The following is a 23,129-nucleotide window of genomic DNA, read 5'->3' as shown; positions in this document are numbered from 1 at the left end:
ATCACTCAACCTATGCACTAACAACCTGTATTACCGAGTCCAAAGCCTCTCCCGGCTTCTCGCTGTCCAGCCAATGTACCGAGTTCCAGCCTCGTAACCAGGTCATTTGGCGCTTGGCCAACTGACGCGTTGCGCAAATACCACGATAAACCATCTCATCGTAACTAATCTCGCCAGATAAATATGACCACATCTGGCGATAACCGACACAGCGAATGGAAGGCAAATCCGTATGCAAATCACCCCGTGCAAAAAGTGCACGCGCTTCCGTCTCAAAACCCGCCACCAACATTTGATGGTACCGCAGCTCAATGCGTTGATGGATCAACTCACGGCTGGTCGGTGCTATCGCAAATTGGTGAACATGATACGGCAACGATTCACCCGAAATTTTAGTCAGTTCCGTTAAAGTTTTACCCGAAATAAAAAAAACTTCCAGTGCTCTGGACAGTCTCTGCGGATCATTCGGATGAATTCTCAATGCCGCAACGGGGTCAATCTCTTGTAACTGACGGTGTAAAGCGTCCCACCCCAACTCTGCTGCCTGCTGTTCGATGCGTTCACGCACCGCAGGATCCGCTGAGGGTAACGGCGATAATCCTTCCAACAGTGCTTTGAAATAAAGCATGGTGCCACCCACCAGCAGCGGGATACGCCCGGCAGCGGTAATTTCAGCCATCTCTTTCAACGCATCAGCGCGAAAATCCGCTGCAGAATAGGCTTCAACGGGATCGCGAATATCAATCAACCGATGTGGCGCCTGCGCCAATTCCTCAGCGCTCGGTTTGGCAGTGCCGATATCCATGCTGCGATAAATCAGGGCGGAATCCACGCTGATCAATTCCACAGGCAGGCGTTCGCGCAGCGCGATCGCCAACGCGGTTTTGCCCGAGGCGGTCGGCCCCATAATAAAAATAGCCGGGGGACGTGGTGTCATTTCAGTTTCAATCATGCCTAAGGGCTGCCAGTGCAGCCTGTAAATCAACAGGTTGTAAAAGTCCGCTCGGTGGTGATTTGACCAGCTGCGGGCAAAGTCGTTCAACGTCGGTCAGTAATTGTATCGCTTGCGAGGTGTTCCATTGTTCATGCTCACTGCCTAAGTGGCGAGCGAACCACGTGGCCAACACCGCGGGCGACATCTCCTGATGCTCGGCCAAGTAGCCTAACAGTTCGGGTATCAGTTTTTGTAAATTTTGTTGGCGTAATGGTAAAGGTACTGCGCGCAGCGTCACACGCCCATGCTCAGACTGCAGGTCCAACCCCATTTTGACGAACAACGGCTGATGATGCACGCAAGCGGCCACCTCGTTTTTGCTCAGCGTCAGCTTGATAGGAATCAACAGCGGTTGCGGCCGTAACCCCTCTTCTGACGGATTAAGCTGCGCCTGGCGCAACCAACGTTCAGCCACCGACAAATTAAGCAACATCAGTTGCTGACGGTTTTCAATCAACGCATAGCAGGGGGGGTGGATCATCAACACACGCCCAAAACTATGTTGGCTACCGGCCAGCGGCGTTTCCTGCGCAATTTTAGCCGGCGGAAACAGCGGTTGCTTCTGCGTTTCTTGCTGAGGTTCAGCCGCGGTAGCCACCTGTAGCAGCTTGCCGTACAGCTCGCCTTCGCGTTTTTGATAACCACTGCCTGCATGATAGGCAGGTTGCGGAGCACGTTCACGCGCGACGGCAGGTTGCGGCTCGCGGTACGGCGCCGGTTGCGAGAAATGGTTCCCCCCGGCAGCGACGCGGTTTTCAGGCTGCCAAGCTGGCGCAGGTTCCTGCTCCTGCTCATCAGCCAGCGGTAGCTGCGCATTGCCGACCTGCTGCAACACGGTGGTTACCGCCTGATAAATAAAATCATGTACCAGCCGCGCCTGATGGAACCGCACCTCATGCTTGGCCGGATGAACATTCACATCAACCTGATGGGGGTCTACCTCGAGATACAGCACGTAAGCAGGCTGCTGATCGTCTTTCAATTGATCCTGGTAGGCCTGGCGGATGGCATGGTTGATCAGACGATCGCGCATCATTCGGCTATTGACGTAGCAATACTGCATTTCGCCCAGTTGCCGAGCGCCCGCGGGGTCGGCCACCCAACCACGGATGGTCAAGTCGCCATGCTGCCATGAGATATTCAGCGCATGCTGCAAAAAGGCCGGGCCACAGATGCTGCCTAATCGACGCTCATGCTGGCTCTCGTCTTTCGCTGCGCGGTATTGGCGGATAAGTTTGCCGTTGTGGCTGAGGTTGATCGCCACATCGAAACGCGCCAGCGCAATGCGCCGCACCACTTCATCAATATGGCCGAACTCCGTTTTCTCGGTGCGCATGAATTTACGCCGCGCGGGCGTGTTGTAGAACAAGTCCAGGACTTCCAGCGTGCTACCTATCGGGTGGGCCGCCGGCTTGACCGTCACCGCCTGATCGCGGCCCTCAGCGTAGGCCTGCCAGGCTTCGTGTTGTTCTGCGGTACGTGAGGTGAGCGTCAAACGCGAAACCGAGCTGATACTGGCCAGCGCTTCACCACGAAAACCGAGGCTAACAATGGCTTCTAAATCATCGAGCGTGCTGATTTTACTGGTGGCATGACGGGCCAAAGCCAACGCCAGATCGTTCTTGCCGATACCACAGCCGTTATCGCGGATACGAATCAGCTTGGCGCCCCCGCGTTCGATATCGATATCGATACGCGTCGCCCCAGCATCCAGACTGTTTTCCACCAGTTCTTTGACCACTGACGCAGGCCGTTCAACCACTTCACCGGCGGCAATCTGGTTAGCAAGTTGGGGCGGTAACACCTGGATGGGCATGCTGACTCCTGTAATATTGGCGCTAGGCCTGCGGAATGGTCAACGTCCGGTCCAGCGGCGCGACGTCCGACTTCAGTTTATTTACACGTTTCAAGTCACTGACGCTGACACCATAGCGAGTCGCAATAGATGTCAGCGTATCGCCGCGGGTCACTTTATGTTTTGACGCTTTCTTCACGCCAGGTTTAGCCTTAGTGCTGGTCGTGACGGCGGTGTTACCCGCTGGCACTTTAAGACGCTGGCCAACCCACACGCCATCCTTCTTCAGCTTGTTCAGATCACGCAACGCCGCCATTGTGGTGCCATAACTGTCTGCGATACCGGAGAGCGTCTCTGCACGTTTCACCACGTGAATCTGTGTTTTGCCGTTAATACGGCTACCACCGGCCGAACTAACGACCGGTGCAGGCTGACTGATGACGTCTGGTGTTGAGGATTTAACCGCCGCTGCGACGTCCAGCGGTCGGTTTTCCACCTTTGGGTCGGCTTGTAGCGGGTGCGCCAGGAAATAACTGCGCAGGCCATTGTGGATCGCCTTGGCAATTTTATCCTGATATGCGCTACTGCCGAGCAGCCGCTCCTCCGTGCTATTACTGATAAATCCTGTTTCCACCAGCAATGATGGAATGTCCGGCGAACGCAGTACGCCAAGGCTGGCGTGCTCTGGACGACGCTTATGCAATGCACCCACACTCTGCAGCTGCTGCAAGACTTTAACTGCGACATCGTAACCCACACGTTGCGAGTGACCGAATTGCAGATCCAGTACCGCTTGGCTCAGATAAGGATCCGCTTGGCTGTTGGCCAGCAAATCACCCGCACCACCCAGTAATTCAGATTGTTTCTCATGCTGTTCCAGCCAGCCCGCCATCTCACTGTTGGCACGGCGGTTGGACAATACCCAAACCGAGGCCCCATTGGCACTGCGATTTGGCGCAGCGTCAGCGTGAATGGACACCAACACGTTTGCGCCCTGCTTACGTGCCACATCCGAACGCCCCATCACTGAGATGAAGTAGTCGCCATTACGCGTTAACACCGGTTTGAACTGAGGATCGGCATCCAGCAGCGCCTGAAGGCGACGTGCGATGGCGATAGTGACATTTTTCTCTTTCAGTCCGTTCGGGCCGATCGCGCCCGGATCCTGCCCGCCATGACCTGCGTCAATCGCCACCACCACGCGATCGCCAGAACCTGCGGACACTCGGCTACTGCGCGGTGTAACCTCTGATGCGGTCCCTGCAACAACGGTAGGTTTATTGGTGAAAGGATTCGAACCGCTTGGCGCTTTACGCATCGGTTCCGGCTCAGACTCCTCCACAACCACCGGTGCTTTGCGCGCCGGCTGGCTCACAACCAGCGGCGCTGGTGCAGGGGCTTTACGCGCGGTGTTGGTATTAGCACTGCCCTCTGCAGCAATAGTGAACACCACGGTATAGACACTGCCATTTTGACGAGTAGCGACCCGGGTCTTCGAGCGCTGCGTTAAATCAAACACCAAACGTACGCTCTGGGCATCTTTCGGCGTACTGGAACGAATGCTTTTCACCAGATTCTGGCCGCTAAAATTCAGCGGCAGGCCACCCACTTTACCTTTCTGATTCACATCCAAAACCACGCGATCCGGGCCGTGTAGCGGGAAAAAGGCATAGTCTGGCGGGCCAGTGAAACTCACGGAGACCGTAGCTTCTCGCTGGGCATTGGTGACTTTAATATCTGATAGTGATGATGCAGCCAGCGCACTTGCCGCACCCAAAGGCCCCAATACGGCGATCAGAGCGATTACGAATAGTTTTCTCAACGCATACGTCATTGCGGCGTCATTCCTGTGGCCCGTGAATACGGTCTAAAAGCTGGCTGCCGTAGGCGGAAACCGCCTGAATTTTTGCCTCTCGGCCTTGATCCTGATAGCTGAGATGCAGCTCCAGATCTGGCTCTGGCAATACGCCCGTGCCCTGCTGTGGCCATTCCACCAGGCAAATGGCATCCTGCGCAAAATAATCGCGAATACCCATAAATTCGAGTTCTTCCGGATCGGCTAAGCGATACAGATCAAAATGGTATACCGCTAATGGCTGCAGCGCATAAGGCTCCACCAGCGTGTAGGTTGGGCTTTTAACATTGCCCTGATGGCCTAATGCCTGCAAGAAACCACGGCTGAAGGTGGTTTTACCGGCGCCCAGGTCACCGTAAAGATAAATTACGCTGGCGCGATCGCACGCCTTAGCCAAGGCGGCACCCAATGCGACAGTCGATGCCTCATCCGACAGAGGTAAAACGAGTTCTTTCATTCGATAGTTTCTATTATGCCAACTCAGGATTAACGTAATAAGGAATTTCCGGCAGCAAATCGCTTGCCAGCATTCCCCTTATTCCTTGTCTTGCCGCCACGCGATCGGCGGCTGCGCCATGCACCACACACCCGGCACAGGCAGCATCATACAGCGAGAGCTTTTGCCCCACCAAACCGCCGATTATGCCTGACAGTACATCCCCCATACCACCCGAGGCCATGCCAGCATTGCCGACGTCAGTGATTGCCATCTGGCCCTGGTCGTCTGCGATCAGCGTGCCCGCGCCTTTGAGCACAGCAACGCCGCCATAGCGTGCAACCAGATTGCGCACTGCAAGTAAGCGGTCACTCTCAATATCAGCGGTACGGCACCCCAGTAGACGTGCTGCCTCCCCAGGATGCGGGGTCATTACACGATTCTGACGCTTCTCGGGATTTAATGCCAGCAAGTTCAACGCATCCGCGTCCCATAACGCCGGTTTATCACTGGCTTGCAATACTTTCAGCGCATTCCTAGCCCATTCTCCCTGGCCCAACCCTGGCCCCACGACCAGTGCGTCTGCCCAATCGAGCGCCTGCTGCAGCGTATCGTCCTTCAACGGCTGTACCATCAGCTCCGGCCTGGCGGTCAACAAGGGGCCGACATGCTCTATGTGAGTAAGCACTCGCACCAATCCCGCGCCGCTGCGTAACGCCGCCTCTGACGCCATACGTATTGCGCCACCAAAACCCTGATCGCCTCCTACCACCAACAGACGCCCCTGTTCACCTTTATGCGTGCAGGGGCGGCGTGGTTTTAACCACTGAGGCAACGATTTGTCAGTAAGCCGCTGAATCTGTGCCGGTTGCTTCGCCAACCAACCAGATAATCCTAGCGTACTCTGGTGAAGTTGCCCGACCCAATCACGTGCCTGGCCTGTCAACAAGCCAGGTTTGAGGGCAATAAAAGCCATCGTGTGCATCGCGCGGATGACCGCACCGGGCGCAGCACCGCTTTCGGCCAACAGGCCTGAAGGAATATCGAGTGCGATAACCGGCGCAAGACTGCGGTTAGCGGCTTCAATCAGAGCGTCGTACGGCGCCCGCGGTGCAGTGCTCAACCCCGTACCGAGCAAACCATCGATAATCAGATCAATGCCTGCTGGCCACTGGGCGTCAGCCGGATGGATTTCACCGCCGGCGGCCAGCCAGGCTTGCCTGGCTGCATCGGCTTCCGGCGGTAATGGACGCGTCCCCTCACAGGCGATCAGGCTAACCTTGACGCCAGTTGCCGCTGCCAGCCGAGCGACAACATAGCCGTCACCACCGTTATTACCATGGCCACACAGCACCAGCCAATGGTGGGCAGCCGGGTATTGGTCGCACGCCAGAGCGTAAGCCGCTTCACCAGCGCGCTGCATGAGTTGATAGAGTGAGATACCCAGCGAAGCAGCAGCACTCGCTTCCGAGCGCCGGATCCAGTCCGCAGACCAGACAGAGTGTGATAAACTGTCAGAGTATTGTTTTTCACTGTGGCCCGTCATGACTCACCCCCTCGATCTCAATCAACTCGCCCAACATATCAAGCAATGGGGGCAATCGCTAGGATTCCAGCAGGTAGGCATCTGCGACACCGATCTCAGCGCCGAAGAACCCAAATTGCAGGCATGGCTGGACAAGCAATACCACGGTGAAATGGAATGGATGGCGCGGCATGGCATGTTACGCGCCCGCCCTCATGAGCTACTGCCGGGGACATTGCGGGTGATCAGCGTACGCATGAACTACCTGCCAGCCAAAGCGGCCTTTGCCAGCACACTCCAAAATCCTAACCTGGGTTACATCAGCCGCTATGCGCTGGGCCGTGACTACCACAAACTCCTGCGCCAACGGCTCAAAAAGCTCGGCGATCAGATCCAGGCCTATTGCGGTGAACTTAATTTCCGCCCCTTTGTCGATTCCGCACCGGTAATGGAACGCGCCCTGGCCTCCAAGGCCGGGATTGGCTGGGTTGGTAAACACTCACTTATTTTGAATCGCGAGGCAGGCTCCTGGTTTTTTCTCGGTGAACTGCTTATCGACTTGCCGTTACCGGTGGATGAACCACAGCAGGAGCAATGTGGCCGTTGCGTTGCCTGCATCACCACTTGCCCAACGGGGGCCATCGTCGCCCCTTATACCGTCGATGCACGGCGCTGTATCTCCTACCTGACTATCGAACTGGAAGGGGCTATTCCGGAAGAATTCCGTCCATTATTGGGCAACCGCATTTACGGCTGTGACGATTGCCAGCTAATTTGCCCCTGGAACCGCTTCTCGCAACTCACCGACGAAGATGATTTCAGCCCACGCGCGGCCCTGCATGCACCACAACTTATCGATCTGTTTGGTTGGACGGAAGAAAAATTCCTGCGCATCACCGAAGGTTCCGCCATTCGGCGAATCGGCCATTTGCGCTGGCTGCGTAATATCGCCGTCGCGCTGGGCAATGCCCCTTATCAGGATACCGTCGTGATGGCATTACGTTCCCGCTTAGAACAGGACGCCATGCTAGACGAACATATCCATTGGGCGATTGAACAACAATTGGCACGACGTGAGGCGCAAGGTGTAGACGTGCAAACAACGCAGAAAAAACGATTGGTACGTGCTGTGGAAAAAGGATTACCGAGGGATGCTTAAAAGCTTCCATGCTTACCAGAGAGTCACTCTGTGGATTTGTGTATAAAAATAAAAATGCTTTGTCTTTCAACTGCAACAAAAAGAGCAAGTGATCGGCATAACGTTTTCCGATAAATAAATATACTTACGAATCAATCAGATAAATATTTCATTTGTGTGGCGTTGATTTTTTGAACTGAGGGTATTATGTACGCTACCTGTGGATAAGTCTGTTCACAACATTTCGACAGGATATGTATAACGAGGCAAAGAACCGCGCCAGCAAAGGCGTTGAACTGAGATAAACCGAAGAGAAAATTGGAGCGGGAAACGAGACTCGAACTCGCGACCCCGACCTTGGCAAGGTCGTGCTCTACCAACTGAGCTATTCCCGCATTGAGATGCTTTGTGCATCCGGCCATCAAACAAAACATGGCCTTTGAATTTTTTGGAGCGGGAAACGAGACTCGAACTCGCGACCCCGACCTTGGCAAGGTCGTGCTCTACCAACTGAGCTATTCCCGCGTCGCATGGGTACTGCTTAATACTCTTTTTATTCATCACACCGCTTACGCAGCATTGTTGAATAGATAATAGGAGATAAATTGCATTATTTATCCCTATCTTATTGATTTTTATGGGCTTTTTTGGCGACACTCAATCAATGGACTGCATTATGGACTAGTCATCGCGCCTTGGCAACCCCCCACATAGCGAAAAAATGCAAATTAGAGGGCGTTTGCTCAATTTGCAATCGAAGGTACCACAAGCTGACAATTTCTCAACATCTGCTGGAACGGCAGAATGATCGTGCCAGGCTGGCACGATCATTCTCATCTTAGCTAAAAATGATAACGTGCGTTCAGCATCCCGCCATATCCCTGCTGACCGTTGTTACCCGCTTGCCCAAACACATGCCCAGAAACTTGAAGCTTCTGCCCAACGTCCCCTGCGGCACCAAGCTTCATCTCTAGCATGCTGCGTGCCAATGAGGCATCCAACACGGAGCTTCCCATCTGCACAGATGCCTTTTCACCATAATGCAGTAGGTTGGTTTCCAAAAACGGCCGAATGCCCGTTTCACGCTGCGGGTAAATGCGTAAACCGGTACGTGCAAACCAGGGATTATTCACATGACTCCTCATGCGCGTACCTTGCAGCACCGCATCCGAGGCACGGTAATCACTGTAGACAAACTGGGCATTTGGTTCCATCACCAGCCCCTCCAAGGCCGAGCCGGCGGCGAATGACGTCATCGCATAACCCGCTTCCAACGAGGCAGACCACACATTCGAATGATAATCGGCCCTCCCAAGTTCGCTGCCAATGTGGTTAGCATAGCGGCCATATTGCAACCAGGCGTCGGCATACCCCCCTTGACGCGTTGCTTCGTTTTCAAAAACGGTGGCATACATCCCTACCGCATACCCCGACATTTTCCCTTTTGCTTTCGCCTGTGCACGGGTGCCTTTGCCTGGCAATACAAGAGTGGAAACCGAATCCGTTCGCGCTGTACCGTACCCACTCATGATTCCCACGTGGGCCGTACCCTTGTTCAGCACCGAGATCTGAAGCACGTCCCCACCCAGTTGCAGGAGAGTACTGTCTGATTTCATATCGACCCGCCCCTCCGACATACTCATCCCTTTATCATGTCGGCCCTGAGTACGAAGCCATAGCCCACGTTCGTCTGGCACACTATTCCCTTCTGCGGAAATAGGCAGACGATCGCGCAGGTTATGAATAAACAGTCTGGTTCCAGCGAGTTGGTTGCCGATGTAAGCGCCACTTTCCGGCGAAACATTACTCACGCTTGGGGCCACCGGGGGCAGCACAATTTCCTCTGGTGGCACTACTGTCGGCGGCTGTATGACCGGAGGTTCAACCGTTGGGGGTGTCACAGGCGGCTCTACCGTAGGGGGGACTACCGGTGGCTCCACCGTTGGGGGGATTACCGGGGGTTCAACGGGCGGCGTATAAGTCGAGGTCAGGTACCAGTCATCCGGCACACCCTGATTCCCACCGCGAACCAGACTGTAATCGTAACCATTGAGGGCCAGAGTGGCCGTTCCCGCGCGATAGCCCGTTGAGGCTGCATCAAGTCTAAAGGCATCCACACCCGTTGTACCGCCGTTAAGTGTTTCTACCAGGCGAATTCCACGCTGGGTATACCCGCCGGTGCCACCAGCGTTGATAACGCGCAACGCGGTTTTACCTTCAGCCGTTCCGCCATCAATGACCAGGCGATCTGTCAGCGAATTATCATCACCGAGCCGCGTATTTAACACTAGGGTCCCATTTCCCCGGTAGTGGTTAACTGTCACCGTTTTAAAACCGCTGTTGTCCGTTGGGGCCAGGAAGGCAACGGTGCCGTCATTTTCTAACGCCCCCAGCAATGAGCTATTTCGCACATACCAATAGCTGTCATTATCCAGCGCAAAACGGTTGACCAAGCCTTTCTCACGTTGGTTCACGGCCCCTACCAACTGGGAACCCTTGGCCAATAAAAGGTTTGCGGAACCGCTATCTATCAGAATATCGCCCGTCAGTTGGCTATTCTTCGCGTCCAACAGAATCGAGCCTGTTTCAATCTCTTTCACTACCCCACCGGAGGTAATGTTAGCCGATTTTGAATACAGCAATATGCCCTGTTCTTCGGCCCCTTCAGTTCTTGCCGTGACGTTGGTGCTATCCAGGATAAACCGATGGTTGCCTCCGTTAGCAAACAAACCGACACCATCCTGCGTATCGATCCGCGAGCCGTTTGTAACAGAGACTTCATTGCTGAAGTCAGCGGAAGTCGCGTAGCTCCAAATACCCTGTGATTTCGCCCCCGTCGACGTTAATTGGACATTATTCAGACTGACCGTTGGGCTGTTGCTGATAAACAAGCCAGCGGCAGACGCACCCGACGTGGTTATTGCTGAATTAAGTGCTGTAAGAGTCGCACCGCTTCCGGTGGCGTAAAGAGCATGGGAATTGTCACCGTAGGTATTGATAACCACATCTTCAAGACCGATTGTCGATCCGGCAAAGCGCGCCAAGGCCCCCACAGCACCGGAGCCAGACGTCTCAATTTTTACATTTTTGGCCGTGGTTGCTGCCTGATTCTTGGCTTCAGCCGCGACATAAAGCGCATGACCGCTGTTGCCCTCTGTCGCCAAGATACCCTCATCCAACAAGACCTTTCCTGCACGGTTATCTATGCCGACATAGAGGGTGCGAATATCGAAGCGACTTGCCGTCAGGCTAGTGCCCGCAGAGGGCAGCCACGCACCGGAGGTATAAGGGTCTGGTGCTCTGATTTGCACGTTCTCCATGACAACGCGCGCATTTTGCGAATTGATATTGAGGCCATAACTGAACTCTCCTCCCGCAACCAATTTGGCATTGCGAAGATAAACCACAGGCGAGGTTCCGTTATAAAGAGACATCAGCCGGATCGCATCGCCTTTGGCGGTTAGCGTGCCGCCATTCATGTCAAAGGCACCACTTCGCACGATCACTGCAGGCCCATTGACAGAAAGCACATCCGTGTCCTTTAAGGTTATCAACGCGTTTGTGCCCTCTGCATATACAGCGGCGTTAGCGCTACCTTTAACGGTTATTGTTGAATTATCTAGCCGAATAGAAGCCCCTGGCCCGGCAAATGCCCCTTTTCCCGCAGCCATGATGGTCACGTTTTTTGCAGTAATGCTGGCTTTTGCGTCTTTCGCATGCAGACCATCACTGTTGGTACCCGCCGTAGTGATAGTCCCACCATTCAGTATGATTTTCCCGCCCGCCTGAGCCATCGCGCCATGCGAGCTTGTCCCTTCTGTAGAAAGCGTCACCCCGGTACCGGCAATGCTGCTACCTGTATCTCTCGCGTACAGTGCATGGGTTTTAGAACCTGTACCAATGGTCTCAACGGTACTGTTGCTCAAGAACACAACACCGCCGTACCGCGTCAGCACGGCTGGCGTGTCGCCAGTGTCCGTGCCGTCTGCACGAATGGAGATATCCTCGCCAGTGAAGCTATTACCGACCTGGGAGACCAAAATGGCGGGCCCCCTGCCAATGTGATTCACCCTATCGCCAGGCGCCAGAATAATTTGGGTGTTGCCACTGGGATCATCCACGACAATTTGCCCGTATTCTTCCGCAAAGCTGGATCCAGAACTGAACAGCGCCAGCATAACGGCACTGTAACGGAAAGGAGCCCGTTTATAGGGCCGATGTAAAGCAGGTGTAACCCCCGCAGTTACGTTTTTGCTAAGTCCTGAAGTCAATTCAGATACGGCTTGATATACCCGCAAAGCTGAATTAAATACGATACGAAATACGTGATTCATTATAATTTGCTCCAGCCTTTATGGCCGCTGGCAGCAATTCAAAAACAATATACTTGCTGCACATCGGGCCAAAAAGTCGTCCGACAAAATCCATTTCATGACGCTCCGTGTGCCTGGCGCCTACGAAGCCTGGGTTGGGCATGCAATCCCCTGGTACATTGGCGGAGGCCCGGCAATATCTACGTGCACATATTTACCGATACCCTATTGCCTGCATTATTCGCACTAAAAATAACACACGGCATTTAACTTAAAGAAATTAAAGTTTCCAAAAAAATGAAAATTCAGAAAAACCTTCAACACATTGAATATAAATAATAAAAATTATTTATATATTGTAATTTTAGTATATTAATTTCTTATTAATTGGGCCTAAATGAGAAAGCACACCCCATTCTGTCGAAACAGAGATCGGGTGAGTATGACGTTGAAGCAGGGGGGCTTTGGGGAATACAAATATTGGGAGCAAGGAGTGGCCCACTTGCATTGACCAGGAAAACGCGTGGTCAGAAAATACAAAAACAAAAAAAGGGGCAAAAGCCCCTTTCTTCGTCATCTGCAGAATGCTCTGCAGCGTATAATTTTGGAGCGGGAAACGAGACTCGAACTCGCGACCCCGACCTTGGCAAGGTCGTGCTCTACCAACTGAGCTATTCCCGCCCGGCGTATCGATGTCGGAACTAAACGAAATTCTTCATCGGTACGGGGTGCGCATTATACGAGAAATCCTTTTGGCCGCAAGCCCCTAAAAGCAAAAAAACACGATTTTTGTTTGATTGCTGATTAAATCGGCTGATTGAACAATTAAGCGGCGCAGCCGAGCACTTTTGGAATACGGCCCTGTCGAGGGCCCCACATCCATTACAACTGAATGAAATGCTCACGGTAATAGGCCAACTCGCCCACCGACTCACGGATGTCATCCATTGCCTGATGCGTCCCCTGCTTTTTAAAACCGCTCAGGATTTCCGGCTTCCAACGACGAGCCAACTCTTTTAGCGTACTGACATCCAGATAGCGGTAATGGAAGTAGGCTTCCAGCTCTGGCATATAACGGAACAGGAAGCGACGGTCCTGACCAACACTGTTGCCACAAATCGGTGATTTACCGGCAGGAACCCACTGCTGCAAAAAGGCAATGGTAGCCAGTTCAGCGGCATGGTCGTCGAACTGGCTGGCCTTCACACGCTCCACCAGCCCACTGCCGGTATGCGTGCGCACGTTCCAGTCATCCATAAGCCCCAGTTGTTCATCTGATTGATGTACGGCGATTACCGGACCTTCTGCAAGGATGTTCAAATTGGCGTCAGTGACCAATGTGGCGATCTCGATAATGCGATCGCGTTCAGGATCCAACCCAGTCATTTCCAGATCGATCCAAATCAGGTTATTTTCGTTTCCTGTCATGATATTTCCTGCGTAAAAGCCAAAAGATAAACAAACTGTGGACAAGGCGGCGACCGACGCTGGCTGTTTGCTGGCAGAGGTACGCTGCGCGTGGCGGCTAACAACGGTTATTTAATATAAAATAGCGTGTATCATAGTCTTTTTGGTCGCCATGAGCGATAAAGCGGATTCAAGTGAGGCGCAGTGAGCAAGAACAAACTGTCCAAAGGTCAAGAACGCCGCGTGCAGGCGAACCATCAACGTCGCCTGAAGCGCACCGATAACAAACCGGAACTGGATGATTCCCAACTGGGCGAGCCGCAGGACGGCATCGTAATCAGCCGTTTTGGCATGCATGCTGACGTTGAAGCAGCGGACGGTACCCAGCATCGCTGTAATATCCGCCGTACGTTGCGTTCACTGGTCACCGGCGATCGTGTGGTATGGCGTCCCGGTGTTGGCACCCATGAAGGGGTCAAAGGGATTGTCGAGGCGGTATACGAACGCACCTCGGTACTGACACGCCCAGACTTCTATGACGGCGTGAAGCCGATCGCCGCTAATATCAACCAAATCGTTATTGTTTCGGCGATCTTACCCGAACTTTCGCTAAACATCATCGACCGTTACCTGGTCGCCTGTGAAACGCTGGAAGTTGAGCCACTGATCGTCCTGAACAAGATTGATCTGTTAGACGCCGAAGCGCGTAAACGGGTCGACGGTATGATGGATACCTATCGCAAGATTGGCTATCGGGTATTGGAAGTCTCCAGCCAGACGCGCGAAGGCATGGAAGCGTTTGAACAAGCGCTGGTTGGGCGCATCAGCATCTTTGCGGGCCAGTCAGGGGTCGGCAAGTCCAGCCTGCTGAACGCTCTGCTTCCCGCGTCCAAAGAGCAAATTCTGGTAAATCAGGTTTCCGATGTCTCTGGCCTCGGGCAACATACCACTACCGCTGCACGGCTGTATCATTTCCAGCACGGCGGCGACGTGATTGACTCCCCAGGGGTGCGCGAGTTTGGCCTGTGGCACCTGGAACCGGAACAAATCACCCAAGGTTTTGTCGAATTCCGTAATTATTTAGGCGGTTGCAAATTCCGTGATTGCCGCCACGATACCGATCCAGGCTGCGCGATCCGTGCCGCAATGGAGAAAGGCGACATCGCGAAAGAACGTTTTGACAACTACCACCGTATTCTGGAAAGCATGGCGCAAGTGAAGGTTCGCAAGAACTTTACTGATGCCGCAGACTGATCATACCGGGCGGCGTTGACTGTGGCGGAGCCACAGTTACAATGCGCGCCCTTTTACCCCGATTTACGAGGTTAACGTGCTGGATAGCATCAAAATTAAATTGCAGTATTGGTTGCCAAAGCTGGCACTGACCCGCCTGGCTGGCTGGGGTGCGGATAAAAACGCGGGCTGGCTAACCCAGCTTGTACTGAAGGCGTTCGCCCGCTATTACCGCGTGGACATGCAGGAAGCAAAAAATCCTGACCTGGCTTCTTATGCCACTTTTAACGATTTCTTTGTGCGACCGCTGCGTGACGGTGCGCGTCCGATCATCGACGACGCCCACTGGTTGGCGCTGCCTGCCGATGGTGCGATAAGCCAGCTCGGCCCGATCAACGACGATCAAATTTTCCAGGCTAAAGGTCATTACTACAGTCTGGAAGCGCTGCTTGCCGGTAACTATATGCTGGCGGAGCCATTCCGCAACGGCTTGTTTGCCACCACTTACCTGGCCCCGCGTGATTATCACCGCGTGCATATGCCTTGCGCTGGCGTATTGCGCGAAATGATTTACGTCCCGGGCGACCTGTTTTCCGTCAACCCACTCACCGCCGCCAACGTGCCGAACCTGTTCGCACGCAACGAGCGTGTCATCTGCGTATTTGATACCGCCATCGGGCCAATGGTGCAGATTCTGGTCGGTGCCACTATCGTTGGCAGTATCGAAACGGTGTGGGCTGGTACGGTAACGCCACCACGCGAAGGCGTGATCAAGCGCTGGACCTATCCCGAAGAGGGCGCAGAAGGTGCCATCGCCTTGGAAAAAGGCGAAGAAATGGGCCGTTTCAAGCTCGGCTCTACCGTCATCAATCTGTTTACACCAGGCAGCGTAGCGTTTGCTCCGCAGCTGAATAACGGCACCGTGACCCGCATGGGTGAAGCCTACGCAGAAATACCAGCCGCGCCTGTCGCCGCTGAATCACCGCAGATCTAAAGGAATTGACGCTGTGCGCCTGATTATCACGCTATTGCTCGGTTGTTTACTGTCTCAACCGGTGCTGGCCGCTACGGTGCCCACTGAAGCTCAGATTAAACAAGAGCTAAAGCAGGCCGAGGGCAACAAAAGCGCGCCTAATCAGGCGGAAACGACAGAGGCACTCCAAAGCGCCCTCAATTGGTTGTCAGAGCGGAAAGAGTCGTTAACGCGCGTTGAACAGTACCAACGCGTAATTGACGACTTCCCCAAGATGACGCAGGAACTGCGCCGTCAGTTAACGCTGGAAAACAGTAAAATCCTGCCAAACGGCGATAATCTGCCGGCCAGCGATCTGGAGCAGCAAATACTGCAGACCAGCAGCCTGCTGCTGGAACAGGCACGCCTGCTTCAACAAGAACAGGACCGTACGCGAGAGATCAGCGACTCTCTGGGCCAATTGCCACAGCAGCAGACCGATGCACGCCGTGCGTTGACGGAAGTACAGCGCCGCCTGCAGGCTCAACCCGCCAATCCAACCACCCCGCATGCGCAAGCAGCGCTGGCGTTATTGCAGGCAGAGGCCGCGGCGCGCAAAGCCAAGGTGGACGAGCTCGAGCTGGCGCAACTGTCCGCCAACAACCGTCAAGAGCTGGCGCGAATGCGCGCAGAAGTCTACAAAAAGCGCCATGAGAAGATTGACGTTCAACTGCAGGCGTTACGCAATAACCTCAACGCACAGCGGCAACGTGAAGCCGAGCTGGCGCTGGAAAAGACAGAGCAACTCGCCGAACAAAATGGCGATCTGCCAAAAAGCGTCAGTCAGCAGTTACAGATTAACCGCGAGCTTTCTGCCGCGTTGAATAATCAGGCCCAGCGTATGGACCTGATCTCATCCCAACAACGACGGGCCGCCGCCCAAACGCTGCAGGTGCGTCAGGCACTAAGCACCATTATCGAACAGGCGCAATGGCTCGGTTCCTCGTCGGCACTCGGCGAAACCCTGCGCGCTCAGGTGGCAACGCTACCTGAAATGCCCAAGCCACAGCAGCTCGATGGCGATATGGCCCAACTGCGCGTGCAACGGCTGCAGTTTGAAAGCCAGTTGGAGAAGCTGCCTCAGCGAGAATTCAAACGTGACGACGGCAGTGAACTGACCAGCGCGGAACGACGCATTGTCGACGCCCAATTGCGTACCCAACGTGAACTCCTGAATTCACTGCTTTCTGGCTGCGACACTCAAATCCTCGAACTGACCAAGCTTAAAGTAGCAAATACCCAGTTGATCGAGGCGCTGAACGAAATCAAGGACGCCACGCACCGCTATCTGTTCTGGGTCCCGGATGTTAATCCGATCACCCTGTCCTACCCGATTAACGTGGCGCACGATCTTACGCTCTTGCTGTCGCTGGATACGTTATCGCAGCTGGGCGGCGCCTTTATGATGATGGTAACCAGCCGCGAAACACTGATCCCCATCTTTGGCGCTCTGCTGCTGGTCATTTTCAGCATCAGTTCCCGTAAGCACTACCACGACTTCCTGGCTCGGGCCAGCAGCCGAGTTGGTAAGGTCACCCAAGACGAATTTTTCCTGACCGTACGCACCGTATTCTGGTCAATTCTGGTTGCACTGCCGCTACCTGTACTCTGGGCAGCACTCGGGTTTGGCCTGCAAAGCGCCTGGAATTATCCGGTCGCAGAAGCGATCGGCAAAGGGGTGACGGCCACACTGCCAATCCTCTGGGTATGTATGATTTGCGCCGCGTTTGCCCACCCGCAAGGGCTATTCATCGTGCATTTCCGCTGGCCGGCGAAGCAAGTTTCACGCGCCATGCGCTACTACAAAATGTCGATCTGGCTGATCGTGCCGCTGATCATGGCCCTGATCACCTTCGACAGCCTGAAAGAACGCGAATTTGCCAATACCCTTGGCCGGCTGTGCTTTATCCTGCTGTGTTTAGCGCTGGCTATCGTCACCAACAGCCTGAAACGTGCCGGCATTCCGCTGTATCTGGACAAGAAAGGCTCCGGTGAGAACATCATCAACACCGCACTCTGGGGGCTGCTGTTGTCAGCACCGGTGTTGGCGGCGCTCGCCTCCGCCGTCGGGTACCTGACCACGTCGCAGGCGCTGCTGGCACGATTGGAAACCTCCGTCGCAATCTGGTTCTTCCTGCTAGTGATCTACCATATTATTCGCCGGTGGATGCTTATCCAGCGCCGCCGTATCGCCTTCGACCGCGCCAAGCAGCGCCGTGCCGATATCCTGGCCCAGCGTGCGCGTGGTGAAGAGGAAACCTCACACGCCCCCAACAGCACCGAAGGTTCGATGGATCTGGATGACTCGGAGATCGATCTGGACACCATCAGTGCCCAATCCCTACGGTTGGTGCGTTCGATCCTGACAATGATCGCGCTGGTGTCAGTGATCGTCCTGTGGTCAGAAATCCATTCCGCCTTTAGCTTCCTGGAAAACATCACCCTGTGGAACGTCAGCTCGACGGTCAATGGGGTGGATACCGCGCATCCAATCACCCTTGGTGCGGTATTGATCGCCATTCTGGTGCTGATCGTCACCATGCAACTGGTGCGTAACCTGCCAGCGCTGTTGGAACTGGCAGTGCTTCAACACCTGGATCTGGCACCGGGCACTGGCTATGCCATCACCACCATCACCAAGTATCTGCTGCTGCTTTTCGGCGCATTGCTCAGCTTTGCCTGGATCGGCATCGAGTGGTCGAAACTGCAATGGGTAGTGACTGCGCTCAGCGTGGGGTTGGGCTTTGGTATGCAGGAGATCTTCTCTAACTTTATCTCCGGCCTGATCATTTTGTTCGAGAAACCGATCCGCATCGGCGATACCGTGACGATCCGCAATCTGACCGGCAGCGTGACCAAGATTAACACCCGTGCCACGACAATTTCAGATTGGGATCGCAAAGAGATCATCGTGCCTAACAAGGCATTCATCACTGAACAGTTTATCAACTGGTCGCTGTCGGACAACCTGACCCGTGTGGTACTGACCGTGCCGGCACCTGCGGATGCCAACAGTGAAGAAGTGACCAAGATCCTGACCAACGCCGCAGAGCGCTGCTCACTGGTGCTGGATAACCCGGCGCCTGAAGTCTATCTGGTCGATCTACAGCAAGGCATCCAGATCTTTGAACTGCGTATCTATGCCGCAGAAATGGGCCACCGCATGCCGCTGCGTCACGAGATCCATCAGTTGATCCTGTCCGGTTACCGCGAGCATGGCATTACGCTGCCATACCCGCCGTTCCAGGTGCGCAGCGAAACGCTATCCCGCTTGACCAGCAACGGTCGCACGCCGCCTTCCACGCCGGCGCCTAACACCAAACGCGAATCGGGCAGTTTGTAACCTCAGCATGCAAAAAGGGTTCGGCGTGCAATGCAACACCGAACCCTTTTATCACCACAATATACCCTATGGATTTCACGTTGCGGCCAGCTCCCCCCACTGACTTACTTCAGTAAGTCAGTGGGGGGAGCGATAAATCTGTCTGAACGCTGCGGCGTGAAAGACGACAGAGATACGCTTACGCGCGCCCAACCGGGAAGGCCAACACGTCGCTCAGGCTTTCTGCCCCCAGCGCTAGCATTACCAGCCGGTCAACCCCCAGGGCCACACCAGAACATTCCGGCATACCATGCTGCAAAGCGTCCAATAAATTGTTATCAATCGGATGCTGCGGCAAACCACGTTCCGCACGCTTGCGATTGTCCTGATCAAAACGCTGACGCTGTTCACGGCTGTCGGTCAGTTCACGGAAACCATTCGCCAGCTCAATCCCTTTGAAATAGACCTCGAAACGTTCCGCCACCCGGTGATCTTCAGTACTGATTTCCGCCAACGATGCCTGGCTGGCCGGGAAATGATAAACGAATGCCGGTTTATCACGGCCGATGTGCGGTTCCACACCCACGGTGAACAACAGTTGCAGCAGCGTGTCGCGATCTTCTTCAGTATCGGCGATGTTGCTCAGATCGAGCTTGGCTGCCGCTTCACGCAGCTGGACTTTCTCCGCCGACAACGGATCGATATCCAGATGGCGCAAGAAAGCCTGCTGATACGACAGCGTCTCCGCGCTGTCGCAATCCAATACCTGCTGCAACAGATCGTCCACTTCATTCATCAGCCGGTACATGTCGTAATGCGGACGGTACCACTCCAGCATGGTGAATTCCGGGTTGTGGTGCCGGCCCGCTTCTTCATTACGGAAACTGCGCCCCATCTGATAGATCGGTCCGCTGCCTGCCGCCAACAACCGTTTCATGTGGTATTCCGGGCTGGTCATCATGTACAGCGTCAGGCCATCCGCGGCACCGGGTCCGACAAAGCGAGTCTGGAACGGGAACAGGTGGATATCGGTGACCGTCGCCTGGCTCATGGTTGGCGTTTCAACTTCTAATACGCCACGATCGGCGAAGAAACGCCGGATCTCAGTCAGGATCGCTGCGCGTTTCAACAAATTGGCGATGGGTGCACTTGGCTGCCAGCTTGCCGTTTCGCTCATGGTAATTACTCCGAAATCAAACAGGGGATGCAGTCTACTCGTATCCAGGCATGCAAACAAATTCTTAACAGCCCGGCGCCTTTAATGGCGGTATTTCCTAATAAATAATTAGCAGAAAGGTTAATAAAAGGTGAATAAACGTTAAATACCCCTTGCAGGCAATTATCCTTCCGGCTTCGAGTTAAAAGGCAAAACAATCGATCACATCAAATTTCTTCTACTTATCTTTAGGTATAGTTAATTCCACATTATTGGTGGGAGATATCTATCCTTAGTCTTTATGCAACGACAATGAACTCAATTAGTTAGCACCCGAAGAATTTTTATAAATATTAAGCATAGATATTTAATTTGCCGTTCTTAACAAGAATATTGGAGGAATGCAGTGCAAACCTTTAACGCCGATCTTGCCATTATTGGGGCCGGGGGTGCTGGTTTACGTGCAGCAATAGCCGCAGCGGAAGCCAATCCCCAACTGAAAATCGCGCTGATCTCTAAAGTTTACCCGATGCGCAGCCATACCGTGGCCGCCGAAGGGGGCTCCGCCGCCGTTACTCAGGATCACGATACCTTTGACTACCACTTTAACGACACCGTTGCCGGTGGCGACTGGTTGTGTGAACAGGACGTAGTCGACCATTTCGTTCACAACTGCCCACGTGAAATGATCCAACTTGAACAGTGGGGTTGCCCGTGGAGCCGCAAACCAGACGGTTCAGTCAACGTGCGTCGCTTCGGCGGCATGAAGATTGAACGTACCTGGTTCGCCGCCGACAAAACCGGCTTCCATATGCTGCATACCCTGTTCCAGACGTCACTCAAATACCCGCAAATCCAGCGTTTTGACGAGCACTTTGTGCTGGATATTCTGGTGGATGACGGTCAGGCCCGTGGTTTGATAGCGATGAACATGATGGAAGGCACCCGCGTGCAGATCCGTGCCAATGCGGTGATCATGGCTACCGGCGGTGCTGGACGCGTATACCGCTACAACACCAACGGCGGCATCGTTACCGGTGATGGCATGGGTATGGCGTTCCATCACGGCATACCGCTGCGCGATATGGAATTCGTCCAATATCACCCGACCGGTTTGCCAGGCTCCGGCATTCTGATGACTGAAGGTTGCCGTGGTGAAGGCGGCATTCTGGTGAACAAAGACGGCTATCGCTATCTGCAAGACTACGGCATGGGGCCAGAAACCCCGCTGGGCGAACCGAAGAATAAATACATGGAACTGGGCCCGCGCGACAAAGTTTCTCAGGCCTTCTGGCACGAATGGCGTGCCGGCCGCACCATCCCGACACCTCGTGGTGACGTGGTCTATCTCGACCTGCGCCATTTGGGGGAAAAGAAACTGCTCGAACGCCTGCCGTTTATTTGTGAACTGGCCAAAGCCTATGTCGGCGTGGATCCGGTGAAAGACCCCATTCCGGTTCGTCCGACCGCGCACTACACCATGGGGGGTATTGAGACCGACCAAAACTGTGAGACACGCATCAAGGGGCTGTTTGCCGTTGGCGAATGTTCGTCTGTCGGTCTGCACGGCGCCAACCGACTGGGTTCCAACTCACTGGCAGAATTAGTGGTGTTTGGCCGAGTCGCCGGTGAGCACGCCGCACGTCGGGCATTGGAAAGCGGCCCGGCCAACGGCAGTGCTCTGGATGCACAGGGCCGCGACGTCGAGACCCGTCTGAGCAACCTGATGAAACAGGAAGGTAACGAGAACTGGGCCAAAATCCGCGACGAAATGGGCATGTCGATGGAAGAAGGCTGCGGCATTTACCGCACGCCAGAGTTGATGCAAAAGACTGTCGATAAGCTGGCTGAGCTGAAAGAACGTTTCAAACGCGTAAAAATCACCGACAGTTCCAGCGTGTTCAATACCGATTTGCTGTACACCATCGAGCTGGGTTACGGGCTGGACGTCGCAGAATGCATGGCACACTCTGCCCTGAACCGCAAAGAGTCCCGCGGTGCTCACCAGCGCCTGGATGAAGGCTGTACCGAACGTGACGACGTGAATTTCCTGAAGCATACCTTAGCGTTCCATAACCCGAACGGCGCACCACGCCTGGAATACAGCGACGTGAAGATCACCAAACTGCCACCGGCCAAACGCGTGTACGGTGCTGAAGCCGAAGCACAGGATAAAAAGGATAAGGAGCAGGCAAATGGCTGAGATGAAGACCCTGAAAATCGAGGTCATGCGCTATAACCCTGAACGCGATGCCGAACCGCATTTCGAAACCTTTGCAGTCCCTTATGACGAACAAACCTCGCTGCTCGATGCGCTGGGCTATATCAAGGATAACCTGGCGCCCGACCTGTCCTACCGCTGGTCATGCCGCATGGCGATTTGCGGTTCGTGCGGCATGATGGTCAACCGGGTTCCGAAATTGGCCTGTAAAACCTTCCTGCGCGAATACACCGACGGTATGAAAGTAGAGGCCTTGGGTAACTTCCCGATTGAACGTGATTTGGTGGTCGATATGACTCACTTTATCGAAAGTCTGGAAGCCATTAAGCCTTATATCATCGGCAATAACCGCAAACCGGAAGATGGCCCTAACGCACAAACCCCTGCGCAGATGGCCAAGTATCACCAGTTCTCTGGCTGCATCAACTGCGGTTTGTGTTACGCCGCTTGTCCGCAATTCGGCCTGAACCCAGAGTTTATTGGCCCTGCGGCGATTACTCTGGCGCATCGCTATAACCTGGATAACCGCGACCACGGCCAGAAACAGCGCATGGCGCAGCTCAACGGCCAGAACGGCGTATGGAGCTGTACCTTTGTTGGCTATTGTTCTGAAGTCTGTCCGAAGCACGTTGATCCAGCCGCTGCGATTCAGCAAGGCAAGGTAGAAAGCGCCAAAGACTTCATGATCGCCATGCTGAAGCCGCAATAAGGGAGATAAACAG

At 54.2% G+C, this 23,129-nt stretch carries 14 protein-coding genes and 3 tRNA genes; 6 read left to right on the top strand and 11 right to left on the bottom strand.

Annotation, left to right across the window (positions count from 1 at the left end):
- Positions 1-10: 10 nt before the first annotated feature.
- Genes miaA through nnr form a run of 5 tightly spaced genes read right to left on the bottom strand, consistent with a single transcriptional unit; the run spans position 11 to position 6,626 of the window.
- Positions 11-952, bottom strand: coding sequence for a tRNA (adenosine(37)-N6)-dimethylallyltransferase MiaA (gene miaA / locus JOE25_RS08930; protein ID WP_209634283.1), 942 nt, complete (start codon positions 950-952; stop codon positions 11-13).
- Entirely contained in the window at positions 945-2,810 is a 1,866-nt protein-coding gene (gene mutL / locus JOE25_RS08925; protein ID WP_209634282.1) for a DNA mismatch repair endonuclease MutL, read from the bottom strand. Before mutL ends, miaA begins: the two co-directional genes overlap by 8 nt.
- A 22-nt stretch (positions 2,811-2,832) precedes the next feature.
- Entirely contained in the window at positions 2,833-4,623 is a 1,791-nt protein-coding gene (amiB, locus tag JOE25_RS08920; protein WP_209634281.1) for an N-acetylmuramoyl-L-alanine amidase AmiB, read from the bottom strand.
- Between the two features lie 7 nt (positions 4,624-4,630).
- A complete protein-coding gene (gene tsaE / locus JOE25_RS08915; protein ID WP_037426487.1) occupies positions 4,631-5,101 on the bottom strand; it encodes a tRNA (adenosine(37)-N6)-threonylcarbamoyltransferase complex ATPase subunit type 1 TsaE in 471 nt (156 codons plus the stop codon).
- A gap of 13 nt (positions 5,102-5,114) precedes the next feature.
- Positions 5,115-6,626, bottom strand: a complete 1,512-nt coding sequence (gene nnr / locus JOE25_RS08910) for a bifunctional ADP-dependent NAD(P)H-hydrate dehydratase/NAD(P)H-hydrate epimerase (RefSeq protein ID WP_209634280.1) — start codon at positions 6,624-6,626, stop codon at positions 5,115-5,117.
- Between nnr and queG the strand changes: the two genes are divergently transcribed.
- Positions 6,625-7,764: a tRNA epoxyqueuosine(34) reductase QueG gene (gene queG, locus JOE25_RS08905; protein WP_209634279.1), complete on the top strand. Its 1,140-nt coding sequence runs from the start codon at positions 6,625-6,627 to the stop codon at positions 7,762-7,764. The two genes, nnr and queG, sit on opposite strands and share 2 nt — an antisense overlap.
- A 298-nt stretch (positions 7,765-8,062) precedes the next feature.
- Here the strand turns inward: queG and JOE25_RS08900 are convergent.
- From JOE25_RS08900 to orn, 5 genes are all read right to left on the bottom strand, one after another.
- A tRNA-Gly gene (locus tag JOE25_RS08900) sits at positions 8,063-8,138 on the bottom strand.
- Between the two features lie 54 nt (positions 8,139-8,192).
- Positions 8,193-8,268: transfer RNA gene (locus JOE25_RS08895), tRNA-Gly, on the bottom strand.
- Between the two features lie 317 nt (positions 8,269-8,585).
- Entirely contained in the window at positions 8,586-11,921 is a 3,336-nt protein-coding gene (locus JOE25_RS08890; protein WP_245209809.1) for an autotransporter outer membrane beta-barrel domain-containing protein, read from the bottom strand.
- A 740-nt stretch (positions 11,922-12,661) separates the two neighbouring features.
- A tRNA-Gly gene (locus JOE25_RS08885) sits at positions 12,662-12,737 on the bottom strand.
- 201 nt (positions 12,738-12,938) lie between these two features.
- Positions 12,939-13,484 carry an oligoribonuclease gene (orn, locus tag JOE25_RS08880; protein WP_061807516.1) on the bottom strand — a complete coding sequence of 182 codons (546 nt, stop codon included), beginning with the start codon at positions 13,482-13,484 and terminating at the stop codon, positions 12,939-12,941.
- Positions 13,485-13,667: 183 nt separating this feature from the next.
- Here orn and rsgA point away from each other — a divergent pair, with 183 nt between their 5' ends.
- The 3 genes from rsgA (at position 13,668) to mscM (ending at position 19,051) form a co-directional block, all read left to right on the top strand.
- A complete protein-coding gene (rsgA, locus tag JOE25_RS08875; protein ID WP_209634275.1) occupies positions 13,668-14,717 on the top strand; it encodes a small ribosomal subunit biogenesis GTPase RsgA in 1,050 nt (349 codons plus the stop codon).
- 76 nt (positions 14,718-14,793) lie between these two features.
- The gene (asd, locus tag JOE25_RS08870; RefSeq protein WP_209634273.1) at positions 14,794-15,690 is read left to right on the top strand and encodes an archaetidylserine decarboxylase; all 897 of its coding nucleotides are present in this window, start codon (positions 14,794-14,796) and stop codon (positions 15,688-15,690) included.
- A 13-nt stretch (positions 15,691-15,703) separates the two neighbouring features.
- Positions 15,704-19,051, top strand: a complete 3,348-nt coding sequence (mscM, locus tag JOE25_RS08865) for a miniconductance mechanosensitive channel MscM (protein ID WP_209634271.1) — start codon at positions 15,704-15,706, stop codon at positions 19,049-19,051.
- Between the two features lie 178 nt (positions 19,052-19,229).
- Here the strand turns inward: mscM and epmA are convergent, their stop codons facing one another.
- Positions 19,230-20,207: an elongation factor P--(R)-beta-lysine ligase gene (gene epmA, locus JOE25_RS08860; protein ID WP_209634269.1), complete on the bottom strand. Its 978-nt coding sequence runs from the start codon at positions 20,205-20,207 to the stop codon at positions 19,230-19,232.
- A gap of 385 nt (positions 20,208-20,592) precedes the next feature.
- Between epmA and frdA the strand changes: the two genes are divergently transcribed.
- Together frdA and JOE25_RS08850 are read left to right on the top strand one after the other, a co-directional pair.
- On the top strand, positions 20,593-22,389 hold the full coding sequence (gene frdA / locus JOE25_RS08855; protein WP_209634267.1) for a fumarate reductase (quinol) flavoprotein subunit: 1,797 nt from the start codon (positions 20,593-20,595) through the stop codon (positions 22,387-22,389).
- Positions 22,382-23,116, top strand: a complete 735-nt coding sequence (locus JOE25_RS08850; protein ID WP_209634265.1) for a succinate dehydrogenase/fumarate reductase iron-sulfur subunit — start codon at positions 22,382-22,384, stop codon at positions 23,114-23,116. The genes frdA and JOE25_RS08850 overlap by 8 nt, the downstream gene beginning before the upstream one ends.
- Positions 23,117-23,129 lie beyond the last annotated feature (13 nt).

It is taken from the genome of Serratia sp. PL17 (assembly GCF_017832355.1).
Classification (GTDB): domain Bacteria; phylum Pseudomonadota; class Gammaproteobacteria; order Enterobacterales; family Enterobacteriaceae; genus Serratia.
This window is presented reverse-complemented; position numbering and strand designations above follow the sequence as displayed.

Excerpts from the sequence above, each read along its gene's own strand:
- miaA (WP_209634283.1), bottom strand. The coding sequence starts at position 952 with ATGATTGAAACTGAAATGACACCACGTCCCCCGGCTATTTTTATTATG.
- mutL (WP_209634282.1), bottom strand. The coding sequence starts at position 2,810 with ATGCCCATCCAGGTGTTACCGCCCCAACTTGCTAACCAGATTGCCGCC.
- amiB (WP_209634281.1), bottom strand. The coding sequence starts at position 4,623 with ATGACGTATGCGTTGAGAAAACTATTCGTAATCGCTCTGATCGCCGTA.
- tsaE (WP_037426487.1), bottom strand. The coding sequence starts at position 5,101 with ATGAAAGAACTCGTTTTACCTCTGTCGGATGAGGCATCGACTGTCGCA.
- queG (WP_209634279.1), top strand. The coding sequence starts at position 6,625 with ATGACTCACCCCCTCGATCTCAATCAACTCGCCCAACATATCAAGCAA.
- nnr (WP_209634280.1), bottom strand. The coding sequence starts at position 6,626 with ATGACGGGCCACAGTGAAAAACAATACTCTGACAGTTTATCACACTCT.
- JOE25_RS08890 (WP_245209809.1), bottom strand. The coding sequence starts at position 11,921 with ATGCTGGCGCTGTTCAGTTCTGGATCCAGCTTTGCGGAAGAATACGGG.
- orn (WP_061807516.1), bottom strand. The coding sequence starts at position 13,484 with ATGACAGGAAACGAAAATAACCTGATTTGGATCGATCTGGAAATGACT.
- epmA (WP_209634269.1), bottom strand. The coding sequence starts at position 20,207 with ATGAGCGAAACGGCAAGCTGGCAGCCAAGTGCACCCATCGCCAATTTG.
- JOE25_RS08850 (WP_209634265.1), top strand. The coding sequence starts at position 22,382 with ATGGCTGAGATGAAGACCCTGAAAATCGAGGTCATGCGCTATAACCCT.